This window comes from Pseudomonas sp. 31 R 17 (genome assembly GCF_900004915.1).
Classification (GTDB): domain Bacteria; phylum Pseudomonadota; class Gammaproteobacteria; order Pseudomonadales; family Pseudomonadaceae; genus Aquipseudomonas; species Aquipseudomonas orientalis_A.
Window position 1 is genome coordinate 28832 of the sequence record NZ_CVTN01000087.1, and the last position, 12691, is coordinate 41522.

Annotated in this window: 9 protein-coding genes; 6 read left to right on the forward strand and 3 right to left on the reverse strand. The window is 60.2% G+C overall.

Translation table 11 applies throughout. The features are described 5' to 3' along the window. Positions 1-70 precede the first annotated feature (70 nt). The 3 genes from BFP89_RS26345 to BFP89_RS26355 all read left to right on the forward strand — a co-directional run bounded on the left by BFP89_RS26345 (position 71) and on the right by BFP89_RS26355 (position 6035). The gene (locus BFP89_RS26345; RefSeq protein WP_065888367.1) at positions 71-2773 is read left to right on the forward strand and encodes a carbohydrate binding domain-containing protein; all 2703 of its coding nucleotides are present in this window, start codon (positions 71-73) and stop codon (positions 2771-2773) included. A gap of 272 nt (positions 2774-3045) precedes the next feature. Then, positions 3046-4476 (forward strand): hypothetical protein, encoded by a 1431-nt coding sequence (locus tag BFP89_RS26350; protein WP_065888368.1) that lies wholly within the window; start codon positions 3046-3048, stop codon positions 4474-4476. After that, positions 4476-6035 (forward strand): hypothetical protein, encoded by a 1560-nt coding sequence (locus BFP89_RS26355; RefSeq protein WP_065888369.1) that lies wholly within the window; start codon positions 4476-4478, stop codon positions 6033-6035. Before BFP89_RS26350 ends, BFP89_RS26355 begins: the two co-directional genes overlap by 1 nt. A 57-nt stretch (positions 6036-6092) precedes the next feature. Here BFP89_RS26355 and dsbG read toward each other — a convergent pair whose 3' ends face one another. From dsbG to dsbD, 3 genes are read right to left on the reverse strand one after another with little or no spacing between them, the layout of a single operon-like run. Then, a complete protein-coding gene (gene dsbG / locus BFP89_RS26360) occupies positions 6093-6854 on the reverse strand; it encodes a thiol:disulfide interchange protein DsbG (protein ID WP_065888370.1) in 762 nt (253 codons plus the stop codon). Continuing rightward, entirely contained in the window at positions 6830-7675 is an 846-nt protein-coding gene (locus tag BFP89_RS26365; protein ID WP_065888371.1) for a TlpA disulfide reductase family protein, read from the reverse strand. The genes dsbG and BFP89_RS26365 overlap by 25 nt, the downstream gene beginning before the upstream one ends. Beyond that, a complete protein-coding gene (dsbD, locus tag BFP89_RS26370) occupies positions 7675-9402 on the reverse strand; it encodes a protein-disulfide reductase DsbD (RefSeq protein ID WP_065888372.1) in 1728 nt (575 codons plus the stop codon). Before dsbD ends, BFP89_RS26365 begins: the two co-directional genes overlap by 1 nt. Before the next feature lie 175 nt (positions 9403-9577). Between dsbD and BFP89_RS26375 the strand changes: the two genes are divergently transcribed. The 3 genes from BFP89_RS26375 (at position 9578) to BFP89_RS26385 (ending at position 12468) form a co-directional block, all read left to right on the forward strand. Next, positions 9578-10258, forward strand: coding sequence for a response regulator (locus tag BFP89_RS26375; RefSeq protein ID WP_065888373.1), 681 nt, complete (start codon positions 9578-9580; stop codon positions 10256-10258). Next, a complete protein-coding gene (locus BFP89_RS26380) occupies positions 10255-11577 on the forward strand; it encodes an ATP-binding protein (RefSeq protein WP_065888374.1) in 1323 nt (440 codons plus the stop codon). The genes BFP89_RS26375 and BFP89_RS26380 overlap by 4 nt, the downstream gene beginning before the upstream one ends. Positions 11578-11700: 123 nt before the next feature. Continuing rightward, the gene (locus BFP89_RS26385) at positions 11701-12468 is read left to right on the forward strand and encodes an N-acetylmuramoyl-L-alanine amidase (RefSeq protein ID WP_065888375.1); all 768 of its coding nucleotides are present in this window, start codon (positions 11701-11703) and stop codon (positions 12466-12468) included. Positions 12469-12691: the final 223 nt, after the last annotated feature.

The window sequence follows — 12691 nt, forward strand, 5'->3', positions numbered from 1 at the left end:
TAGATAACCGTAGTTTCCGGCCCGCCGGGCCGGGCCCACTGGTGATCTGACGCTGGACAGGAGTCTTATCGTGGCGAGCAAAATACCTGCAAAAAAAACCAGTTCCGTTCAGGCAGAAAAGGCGCTGCCTGCCGTTGAAACGGAACTGCCTTACGCGATTATCGAGCACGCTGCGAACAACAGCCTGCTGTATCCCATTGATGCAATCGATGGCACGACGGCCACGCTGACGCTGCCGGCGAATGCCACTAACGTCATGTTCCACATGGCGGTCAAGGATCAGGACCAGCCAAGCTTCGAGCCAATCTCTGTGGAAAACGGCGTCAATGTCGTCGACATTCCGGCACGCTGGATCAGCTACTGCATCGGGCACACGGTATTGATCAAGTACACGGCCAATGCCGGGGGGCGGGCGCTGGAATCCCTGACGCTGGAGTTGGAAATCCAACAGATCAGGGAGGAGCACCTCGTCGTCTCAAGGCCGGTGTTTACCCATGCCAAGGAGGAGTGGAGTACCTGGTACCTGCGCATGCAGGAGTTTACGGGGGATGAAATTGTCGCGATCAAGGCCTGGCCGATGATTCAACCCGGGCAGCGGTTGTTTGTCGTGGTTGCGGGTAACCAGCACGTGGCGCCTTATCGCTTCGCCTGGGTGGCCAAGGATCATGTGGTGCAGGAGCACGAAGCCCATCCGGACCACGTTTTTCGCTTTACGCTTTCGCGAGGCTGGCTGTCCAGGCTGGACGACTATTCGGCGATCACCGCTCACCTGGGCGTGATTTGGGACACCACCGCCCCGGTATACCCTGAGCCTGGCGATCCGCTTCTGGAGAATCCGCTCCCGGTGAACGCCGAGGATTTCCACCTGCGCACGACCTCATTGCTGCAGGTCGACCCTGCGCAGGAGCTGAACCCGCCGTATTTGCGAGAATCCGTCGAATCGCCCCCCGGTGAGTGGCAGCTCAACCCTGTCAACACGGTCAACGGCGGGCATGCAATCGTCAGCTACGCGGGCATGTTCGAAAATGACCATGTCTGTGCCTATGCGTCGGGCCCTGGGTATGGGCCGGTCGCCCTCGGCTGCAAGGACGTGAACGAGGGGCAGACCAGCCTGTCATTCGATGTTGCCCCGCCTGTCATTGCAGCGCTGTTCAACAAGACGATGGTGTTGAACTACAGCGTTCAGTTCAACCATTATCAACCGCAGAGTTCCCCCGATCGCCGGGTGCATGTGCTTGCTCCGCGACTGACCTTGCCGTGTATCGAAGAGGCGACGGTGGGGATCGTAGATCTCGGCACCTTCAGTGGTAACGCCACGGCTGTAGTACCCGTTTGGGACTATGCAAAAGAGGATGAGTGGTGCTGGATGTGGGTGATCGGAACACGGGAAGACGGTAGCAACTACCGGTTCGACGTACTGCAGGATCAGCCTCTCACTGCACAATGGCTGGCCAATGGTGTTGACACGCCTATCCCGCGGTACGAATTGAAGAAACTGGCCGATTGCACGAGCTTTGAACTGCATTTTGCCGCGAGTTTTGACGGCAAGCGTAATCGGGCGACCGCCATCGAGTTCCCGATGCAGGTATTTTCGATCAGCCAGGAAGATCTGGTGTTGAACGCTCCGACAGTCACTGAAGCGGTGGGCAACGATCTAACGCCGTGGAATGGGAGGAACGGCGTACATGTGGAGGTTGACTACACCGGGATCAATCCTGACCACACCCTGACTGCCAACTGGCACAGGCCGGATGGCAGTCTATGGCCGCAGCTTTCACAGCCGGGCAGTACATCCGGACCGGTTATTTTTGAATTCCCACGGCACGCCTTGATAGAGAGTATCGGCAAGACAGTGCCGATCACTTACACGGTGGTTAATGCATGCAAGCAGCAGACCTCCAATGCATTGGAACTGCGTATCGCCAAACCGCTCATGACCCGACGTCCTCATCCGATGGTGCGTCAAGCCACTCCGCAACAACAAAATGGCATCGTTGACTTGCGTACGTTTGACGGCGATGCAGAAGTCTTCGTCAAGAACAATGATCCTGATAGTGAGCTGGCGTGGTGGTTCATTCTTGCCGGGCAAATTGCATATATGACCTGCACGGGAACCGGTGAGGACGGAAGGCCTTATTCGACAACCATCATGCACAAGGAGCCTGTACAGGTGGAGGATTTGAGCGAGTTGTCGCGAATGATTCCGCGTGCAGAGCTTGAGAAGTTCAAGGACAAGACCGACCTCGAATTCACGTTCAAATGCACCACCGATGAAAGCCCCGTTGAAAGTGATGCACTCGAATTCCAGTCGTTGAAGTTGCAGTTCAGAAAGCGCTATCGCCAGATGGCTGATTTCAATAGCGGGACGCTCGAGGGCTGGGAAGTGGGTACAGGTGCGCCGGATCCGAGAGACATCAGCCTTGAGCCGCAAGCCGATGGATTTGCGGTGAAGAACTATACCTACACCACCAGAAATATCGGTCCTATCCTGCAGAAGAGATTCACTGATCTCGAACCCGGCCATACGTATAAATTTTCTGTCAGGCTTCGCCGATTTAACTCGGCCAATCCCACTCCAAAACTGTCGCTACGTATCGACACGGAGCATAAGACGTCGGTCCTGGAGCTGGTGGATCTGGCCTGGCATACCCTGAGTTTCACGTTCGTAGCCTCCACGACGCCTGCGCTGCTGGACATTTATAGCCATGAAATGGATGCATGGGCGAGCGGCAATGACTATTTGATGGATGATTTTCTGGTCGAGGAGGTATAGCGGTTCAGTAAAAACATGCCCGCTTCGTTTGCGGGCATTTTATTTGATGGTGAGGCTCTGTTACTTCGCCCCCAGTATCTTCATGCACTTATCCGGCGACGGTGTCCCTTGTTGTTGCTGCAATCCACTGGTCGAATACTGTCTCTATGCGGGTTGGAACTGTGAATTCTGACAGTAGGAGCGCCGGCTTTTTTACGGTGTGATAGGGCGATGCCGATCAGGCCAACATGTTGGGCTTCGGCATTCCCCGTCTATCGAAAAGGAAGTTCACCATGCCCAAGTCATTGCCGGATGCCCTTGACCTGCCCAAGCCCGAGCTGCTTGAAGCTGACGAAAATGGCAGTGTCGATTCACTCAAACTGCTGAACGGAGGCAACGTCATTGTCTGTTATGACGACATGCAGGCCACTGACCTCATCACTCTGGACTGGCCATTGGCAGGCAGCCCTTATCCGCCGATAGAGCCCCTGAATGGCGACGTTGCAGGTTGTATCAACTTTTATATCCCTTCTGAATACATAGCATTGTGGTTGGACACTTACGCGTCGTTTACCTACACCGTCACCAGAAACGGTGAGAGTCAAACATCTCTGCAGGGTGGGGTACGGATCAGCCTGCCCTCGAACTTGCCTCAGGCGCAAATTCTCGAAGCGATCGATGGCAAACTGGATCTTTCCTTGTTGTGCTGTAAAGATCCGATTCTTTACATTCCGCCCTGGGCATTTGCCGGCAAAATCCAAACGATCAACTGCTATATAGGCGGCACCTACCCCGATGGCTCCAAGGCCAGACTCTATCCATTCAAGGATGAACCGGTTACCGACGAAGACTTGCGCCTGGGGTGGCGTCGAGCAATACCTCGGGCGTCGCTCCAGCAACTTAAACATGACAGTGAACTGTATCTGTTGGCGCAGGTGCGCTACAGCCAGGCGACTCCCTATAGATCGTTCGGCTCGCTTTCATTGACGTTGCTCACTGAGTCTCACCTGGAACTGTCGCCCCCAGAGCTCAAGGAAGCCGTACACACCGAGTTCGACGGGTGGCTGGTCAACCCGGTAAACACGGTGAACGGTGCGCATATCGTGGTGGCTTATGAGGGCATGTGCAGCGGCGACACGGTGTGTCCGACACTTACCGGCACCCCTGGGCCGGGCACCGTCGAACTGGAATGCCGGCAACCGGTTGAAGGTGAAACCAGCCTGGTGTTTACGGTACCGCCCGCAGTGATCCGCGCCCATTTTGAGCAAGCCATCACGTTGACCTACAACGTCACGCGCTGCGATGGCAGCTACTGGCCCTCACCCGAGCGCCGAGTGAAGGTGCTGGGCATCACGGGCTTGCCAAAACCCGGCATTGAGCAGGCCACTGGCGACAGGGTGGACCTCAATACGTTCGGTGATGACGCAACGGCGGTGGTGCCTATCTGGCATTACGCCATGGAGCAGGACTGCTGCTGGATGTGGGTAACCGGCACAGGTGAGGACGGCAGTTCTTATCAGTTTTCCATATTAAGAGGAGACCCGCTTACTCCCGCCTGGCTACGCGACGGAGTTGCTACACCGATAGCCAGGACCGAGCTGCAAAAACTGGCCGATTGCAGTGAGTTTAAACTGCATTTTGCGGCGAATTTTAATGGGCAGTGCGACGTGGACACGGCCGTCGAGTTTCCTGTTCGGACTTTCAGCATCGAGCAGGAGGCTTGATGCTGCCCCCTCCCAGGGTGTGTGAAGCCGTGGGTGATCAACTGACCATCTGGAATGGCCGAGACGGTGTGACGGTGCGGGTGAAGTATGAACGGATAAGTCCCAATCAGATGATCGACGTGAAGTGGCTCAAGCCGGATGGAACGAGCCTGCCGTTGAAATCAAAACCGGGCAACAGCGATCTGGGTTACGTCGATTTCAGGATCCCGCGTGAAGAAGTGATTTGGGCTGCGGGCAAGACCATCTCTATCAGTTACTCGGTGACGAGTGCCTGCCAGCAGGCATCGTCCGGGACGTTGGAGTTGGACGTCAGTATTCCTGTGCTGGAGCGACGACCAGCACCGATGGTTTACCAGGCGGTGTGCCCGCCTGGGCAGCGCTGCTGCCTGGACCTGCGCACTTTCGAAGGCGATATAAGCGTCTTTATAGAAGACCCCAGGGACGAGAGTGAGAGGGCGTGGTGGTTTATTCTTGAAGACCAGATCGCGTATATGACCTGTACGGGGCCGGCAGAAGATGGCGCTTCCCACACGATTACCATCATGCACAAGCAACCTATCAGACGTGATGACCTGAACAGGTTATCGCGGACGGTTTTACGGGAGGAATTCGAGAGGTTCAAAGATAGTTCGGAGTTGATCTTGCGCTTCAAATGTACGACAGATCAGAGCCAAATTGAGAGCGATGCCCATGAGTTTCAGACGTTAACGCTGCTGTTTAAAAAAGCCATTGCGCTGCCTGCGCCCCGCGTACCGGAGGCAAACGATGGCGTATTGGATTTTCTCCGACTGTGCTGTGAGAAGGATGCCCATCTGGTAGTGAGTCCCTGGGCGGGGATCGCGACGGATAACCAGATCTCGCTGATATGCACCGGTAACGCGATTGGCGGTGGGGCCCACTCCGTCGTCTTGCTGCCAGCGCGTGCAGTGACCCCCTCAGAGGTTCTGTACGGCTTGAATATCGCCGTTACCAATGCGCAACTTGCTTCGTTCGCCAATGGCAGTGAAATCACGCTGCAACTAAGTGTGAAATTCCCGAACGATGCGTGGCGACCTTTCGATCCTGTGGCGCTGGAGCTGATCAAGAGCAGGCAGATCGTCGAAAGGTTCGACGGGCAGCCTAACAAGCTGCTTAACGTTGGGGAAAGCATCAGCCTTTCGACGATGACCATCACCATGGTTCAATTGGCCCCCAATGCCCGTAGCGGTATATACACCTACGGAAACGTCGGGGAATTTATGTCAGGGCCGGCGTTTGGGCTTTGCATCGACGCTGATGGCTTTATCACTCCGGCGAAGATAACACGCTTTGCATTCAGCGTGCCTTGTGCCTGTCTGCGGTTTGCCTATGTTCATCTGGATGAAAAGGCAACCTTGCGGTTCTACGATGAAAGGGGCGCGCTCATTGAGACGAGGGTCGTGGACTCAGCCAACGGGGGGCGGCATCAATGGGTTGAATTCAAGGCGGGTAAAGGTGAGTTGCTCGCAAGCTTTGAGGTTGAAGTGGGAGATCACGGCTACCTGGATAATTTCACTATGTGCAGCCCAGTGGATGCCTAGAGACAGTGAAGGGCGGGGTCGCGCAGACCCCGCTTTTGTTGTTTATGGATGGGATAATTACTTCGGCCCCAGTATCTTCACCAACTTATCCGGCGACGGCGCCCCCTGCTGTTGCTGCAACCCACCCTTGTCATCCAGATAGAAAATCGCCGGCGTCGCCGACAACTCCAGGTCCTCCATCAACTTCATATTGCCATCGAGCCTGGCTTCGATATCCGCCGGGATCTTGCTCAGCGCTTGCAGTTTGCTGGCCTTGCCGGCGCCTTCGTGTTCTTCCAGGGCTTTCTGCGGGTCTTTGGCGGCGAACAGTGCGGCGGATTTGCCCGGGCTGTCTTCGCGGATGATCCCCACCATGATGTGGCGCAGTTGCACCTTGCCGGCCTTCACCCATGGCCGTGCCTGTTCCCAGAACATGTTGCAGTAGGGGCAGTTGGGGTCGCTGAACAGGTAGACGATGCGTGGCGCGTTCTTGTCGCCGTCCTGGATCCAGCTACTGTTTTCCAGCTTGGCCCAGGCTTCCTTGGACATCGGCGCGTACACCAGTTTTTCCAGGGGCGCGCTGCTCAGGTCGTTGCCCTGGGCATCGTACAGGTTGCCGGCGATCACGCTTTTGCCGTCGGCGGTCAGGTACAGCGCCATGCCGCGGTTCTGGTACTGCGCGGCATAGCCGGTCAGGCCGCTGGGGGCGTCGAATTGGCCGAGAATTTTGGCGCCCTTGGCTTCGATTTGCTTGATCGGGGCCGGCCAGTCTTCGGCCTGGGCCAGGGTGGCGGCAAGCGTCAGCGGCAGCAGGGTCAGCAGGTGGCGGAGGCGAGGCATGTGGGTTTCCTTTGTGGGACGGTGTCGAAGGGTTCCATGGCGCGGGCCAGGCTGGCCTGGGACAGCTCGCCCAGGTGGCTGTTGATCAGGCGTCCGTCGGCCGAGTAGAACAAGGTGGTAGGCAGCGCCATGGAGCCGACGGCCTGGCCGAGGCGGCCGCCGGCGTCGAACAGCATGTTGTCCAGGTTCAGGCCCTGGGTGGCCAGGTAGGTGCTGACACTCTGCATGCTCTCGGCCTGGTTGACGAACAGGAAGGTGACATCCGGGCGTTGATGTTGCGCGCGTTCCAGCACCGGCATTTCCCGACGGCACGGTGGGCACCAGGTGGCCCACAGGTTGATCACCAGCGGGCCGCCTTTGTAGTCGGCCAGTTGCACCACATTGCCGTTGGCATCGCGCAAGGTGATGTCCGGCAGTTGCGAGCCCTTGTCGTAGAGGCTCAGCGATAGGCTGGCCATGCCCCAGAACACCAGGCCGCTGATCACCCCGGCGCCGAGTGGCCTGCGCAGGGCAGGGCGCCGCCAGCCGTAGGCCAGCGCACCGAGCACCAGCGCGATCACGCCGGGCCAGGCGAGGAAACCGCCGTCGCGCAGGTCGACCATCTGCAGCCAGTCGTTGCGGTAATCGCTCCAGTACATCAGTACAAAGCTGACACGGGCGGCCAGCATGCCCAGCAGGAACAGGCTGAACAGCACCGATTCAGGGTTTTCCCCGCCACGCCTGGCCACGCGCCAGCCCACCAGGGTGGCGAGAATCAGCGCACTGATCAGCAGAATGTGATTCAGGGCGATGGCGAAGGTGCCGATGGTGAGGGTCAGCATCAGCGCGCGTCTCGGGTGTGCGTCCAGCGTTGCAGGAAGGCGGCGGCATCCACTTCGCCGGTGATGCGTTGGGCGCGGCGCTCATTGCCGTCCGGACCGATCCACACGAAACTCGGTGGCCCCGGCACTTTGTAGCGACCCAGCAGTGCGCGGCTGGCGGCAGTGTCGGCGGTGACGTCCAGGCGCAGCAGGCGTACATCCTTAAGGGCGGCCATCACCTCCGGCTTGCCGAACACCTGTTTTTCCATGATCTTGCACGACACGCACCAATCGGCGTAGTAGTCCACCAGCACCCATTGGTCCTCGGCCTTGGCGCTGTCGAGCTGGCTTTGCAGGGCGGCCGGGTCGTTGATGGTGGTGAACGCATCGTGAGCGTCGGCTGTGGCAGCGACCCGCGAGCCGCTGTAGACCTTCAACGGTTGCCACAGCTCATCGCTGCCACCCGCCGCGCCCACCACCAGTACCGCGCCCCACAGGCCCAGCACCAGGGAGGCCGCGCCGAACACCTTGGCGGCCAGCCCGTATTCACGGGCCAGCGTCCAACCGCAATAGGCCATGACCAGCGCCAGTGCGCCCCACAGGCCGATCCACAGGCTTTCGCCGACCACCGGGCGAATCATCAGCACGGCGGTGCCGAGGAACAGGAAACCGAAAACGCCCTTGAGCACGTTCATCCAGGTGCCCGGCTTGGGCAGGAAGCGGTTGCCCACGGTGACCAGCAACAACAACGGGATACCAATGCCGATGCCCATGGCGAACAGGATCAGCCCGCCGTGCAGCGCATTGCCGCTCTGGGCGATATACAGCAGGGCGCCGGCCAGGGGCGCGGTCATGCACGGGCCCACCAGCAGACCGGACAACGCACCGAGAATGCCCGCACCGACCAGGCTGCCGCCGCTCTGCCGGCGGCTGACCGTGTCGAGGCGGTCGCGCAGGAACGCAGGCAGTTGCAATTCAAAGAAGCCGAACATCGGCAGGGCGAGGATCACGAACAGCGCGGCGAAACTGCCGAGGATCCACGGGGTTTGCAGCAGCGCGGCCAGATTGCCGCCCAGCAACGCGGCCATCACACCCAGCGCGGCATACACCAGGGCCATGCACACCACGTAGCTGCCGGCCAGGGCAAAGCCGCGACGCGGGCTGGCACCGCTGCCCACCACGAGGCCGGCAAGGATCGGCAGCATCGGCAACGAACACGGGGCAAACGCCAGCAACAGGCCCAGGCCGAAAAAGATCAGCAGGCTCCAGCCCAGGCTGCGCTGTTGCAGGCCGCTGGCCAGGCTTTCGTCCTGGGCCTGCGCGGTGGCGGCGACGGCCGGGTTGCCGCCCAGGTCCACGGTGATCGATTGTGGCGGATAGCAAAGGCCGGCGTCGGCGCAGCCCTGCCAGCCCAGCTTGACCTGGCCGGTGGCGTCGGCCGGGAGCTTCACTTCCAGGCCCTGGCGATACACTTGCTGTTCGCCGAAGAACTCATCGCTGTGGGCTTCGCCCAGGGGCAGCACGGGCTTTTGCGCCAGGCCGTCGAATTTCATGCGCTGCTGGTACAGGTAGTAACCGTCGGCAATCTGCCAATACAGCTGGGTCTCGCCGCTTTCAAGACGCTCGGAGGTAAAGGTGAAGGCCTTGCCCACCGGGAGGAAATCGGGTTTGGACTCGAACGGGTTACCCGGTGCGGCCTGGGCGAACCCCGCCAGCAACACCAGCAGAAAAGTAAATAGATACCGCATGGTCCAGCCTTAATTCGATGCAAGTGAGGCACACAATGTGTGGCGTTGATTAACCGATGATTAACCGGCGCTATTCTAGAGTGTAGGAGTTATCGGGTGTTATGAAGTTAGCGGCATAATGCGCGCTTAATCCGTGCGTTTTCTAATCACCCGCATCTTTCATGAAGGGTTCAGCATGCACGTACTGGTCTGCGAAGACGACGAACTGATCGCCAGCGGCATCGTGGCCGGCCTCACCGCCCAGGGCTTCACGGTTGAACGCGTGGCCACGGCGGCGGCGGCCAGGGCGATGCTCAGGGCGGCCACCTTCGACATCATGGTGCTCGACCTCGGCCTGCCCGACGAAGACGGCCTGAAACTGCTGCAGCAACAGCGCAGCCAGGGCCTGGAGATCCCGGTGTTGATCCTCACCGCCCGTGACTCGGTGACCAACCGCGTCGACGGCCTGCAGGCGGGGGCCGATGACTACCTGCTCAAGCCCTTCGACCTGCGCGAACTCGCCGCCCGCCTGCAAACCCTGCTGCGCCGCGTGGCGGGGCGCCGGGTCAACCTGATCGAACATGGCCGCCTGGCGTATGACCCCAGCAGCCGCGAGACCTTCCTGGGTGGCCAGCCGGTGGACCTGTCGCGCCGTGAACAAGCGCTGTTGCAGGCCTTGCTGCACAACAAGGGCCGCGTATTGTCCAGCGAGCAGCTCAAGGACAGCGTCTACGGGTTCAACGACGAATTGGAAAGCAATGCGCTGAACGTGCACATCCACCACCTGCGGCGCAAATTGGGCAATGGCATCGTCGAGACCGTACGCGGCCTCGGCTATCGCCTGGGCCCGGCCGATGCGGGAGAGGATGCTTCGTGAAGAGCCTGCGCCTGCGCCTGACGTTCAAGCTCGGCGCCGCTTTTGTCGTGATCTGGGCCCTGGCGGCGGCCTGGATGCTCAACGACCTGCGCAATCAGATGATGTTTTCCCTCGACCAGCGGCTGGTCGCCTCGGCGCGCATGGTGGCCGGGCTGACCGAACAGATGCCGGGCCTGGCCAGCGTCGGCGCCGGCACCCATTTGCGTAGCGAACAACTCAGCGTACCGGGGGGCATGGCCTGCCAGGTCAGTTCCCTGCACGGCGAAGTCCTGGCGCGCAGCCATACCACGCCGGATGAGGGGCTGGAGTCGCGCAAGAGCGGTTTTCGCGACCAGATGATCGATGGGGTGGGCTGGCGCAGTTTCACCCTGTCCCAGGGTGACCTGCTGATCACCACGGCCGACCGTCAGGTGGAGCGTGAGGCGCTGAACCTGTCGATCCTGCTGGCGGCTTCGGTGCCGGTCGGCGTGGCCTTGCTCGGGTGCCTGTGCCTGCTGTGGCTGGGCATCGGCCAGAGTCTGGTGCCGCTCAACCGCATGCGTGACGCCTTGATGCGCCGCAGCGCCGACTCCCTTGAACCGTTGCAGATCCACCCGCTGCCCAGTGAACTCAAGCCATTGCTCGACACCCAGAACCAGCTGTTGCAACGCATCGCCAAGACCATCGAGCGCGAGCGCCGGCTCACCGGTGACGCCGCCCATGAGCTGCGCAGCCCCTTGACGGCGATCAAGACGCACCTGCAAGTGGCGCGCATGACCGAGGGCGCGGCGCGTGACCAGTCCCTGGCGCATGCCGAGGAAGGCGCCGACCGCCTGCACCGCACCCTGGAGCAACTGTTGCTGCTGGCACGGGTGGAGGGCAGCCTGTCGTTTGACGATGGGTTGCAGTCCAGCGCCGAGGAAGTCGCCCGCCTGGCGATCCAGGATGCCCACGCCGGGGACAATTCGCGCATCGACCTGATCCTGGCGGACAGCCTCGTCGACACGCCGGTGGAGATGCCTGTGGGGTTGGCCGTGGCGGCCTTGCGCAACCTGCTGGACAACGCCTTGCGCCACACTCCGGCCGATACCCGGGTGCAATTGAACGTGTCTTGCAGCGCTGACAAGGTGGTGTTCCGCGTGCGCGACCATGGCCCGCAGATTTCCAGCGAGGACCTGCAATACCTCACCCAACGCTTCTGGCGCAACGGCAGCAGCGAAGGCTGTGGCCTGGGGCTCGCGATCGTTCAGGCGATCGTCCAGCGCTGCGCGTGCTCGCTGACATTCGACAGTCAGGCCGATGGCCTGCGCGTTGACCTGGGCATGCCGTTGCGACGCTGATCGCTTTTCTGCAAGTGCCAAATAATTACCGCTCGCCTGACCTGCAAATCGTCAGGATGGCGGTAATTTTTTTGCGCTTGAAAGGGCCGAATGATTCGGCCCGTATTGAAAAGGACGGATCTTATGTTGGTCATCGATACCAGTTTCCCTGCCCGGGATTTCAACGAACGTAACGGCGAGCCCGTGGCGCAGGTGATCCTGCACTACACGGCGGCGCCCTTTGACTCATCCTTGCGCACCCTGACGCAGAATGGGGTCAGCGCTCACTACCTGCTGCCCGATCCCGATGAACCCGCCTATCGCGCCGCCGGCTATGACGAACTGCGGGTGTTTCGCCTGGTGGGCGAGGACAAGCGTGCCTGGCATGCCGGGGCGAGCCATTGGGGCGGGCGGGATAACCTCAACAGTCGCGCGATCGGCATCGAAATCGTCAACCTGGCGCGTGACGACAAAGGCGTGTTCACGTTTCCCGCGTATCGCGAGGAACAGGTGCAGGTGTTGATTGCGTTGATGCGCGACATCCTCGAGCGCTACCCGCACATCGGCCCGGTGGATATTCTCGGGCATTCGGATGTGGCGTACTGGCGCAAGAGCGACCCGGGCCCCCGGCTACCCTGGCGCTGCCTGCATGAAGCCGGGGTAGGCGCCTGGTTTGACGAAGCCACCCGGGCGATGTACCAACGGCGGTTTTGCATGGGGTTGCCGCCGGAAGTGGAAGTCGAGCGGGCGTTCCAGCGCTATGGCTACAAACCGGCCTGGAATCGCCAGGCCTTTGAACAGCGCACCCGGGCGTTTCAGATGCACTTTCGGGCGCGCGATTATGCCGGGCGCCTGGATGCGGAGACCTGCGCGATCCTGTATGCACTCAACGAAAAGTACCGGGGACTCTGAAGCCAGACACCATTCAAATGTGGGAGGGGCGTGAGTATCTACACAACGTTTAGGTACCACGCGGGCCCCTGTGGGAGGGGGCTTGCCCCCGATGGCGGTCTCTGGGCTGTCCGGGATGTTGGATTGGAACGAGTACATATCCGTTTCTGCGGTCACGGCTGCTATGGGTTCCGCTTTTACAGCGGCTCACTTTTGAAAAGCGCAAAAGTAAGCAAAACGCTCT

Excerpts from the sequence above, each read along its gene's own strand:
- BFP89_RS26375 (WP_065888373.1), top strand. The coding sequence starts at position 9,578 with ATGCACGTACTGGTCTGCGAAGACGACGAACTGATCGCCAGCGGCATC.
- BFP89_RS26355 (WP_065888369.1), top strand. The coding sequence starts at position 4,476 with ATGCTGCCCCCTCCCAGGGTGTGTGAAGCCGTGGGTGATCAACTGACC.
- BFP89_RS26365 (WP_065888371.1), bottom strand. The coding sequence starts at position 7,675 with ATGCTGACCCTCACCATCGGCACCTTCGCCATCGCCCTGAATCACATT.
- BFP89_RS26350 (WP_065888368.1), top strand. The coding sequence starts at position 3,046 with ATGCCCAAGTCATTGCCGGATGCCCTTGACCTGCCCAAGCCCGAGCTG.
- dsbD (WP_065888372.1), bottom strand. The coding sequence starts at position 9,402 with ATGCGGTATCTATTTACTTTTCTGCTGGTGTTGCTGGCGGGGTTCGCC.
- dsbG (WP_065888370.1), bottom strand. The coding sequence starts at position 6,854 with ATGCCTCGCCTCCGCCACCTGCTGACCCTGCTGCCGCTGACGCTTGCC.
- BFP89_RS26385 (WP_065888375.1), top strand. The coding sequence starts at position 11,701 with ATGTTGGTCATCGATACCAGTTTCCCTGCCCGGGATTTCAACGAACGT.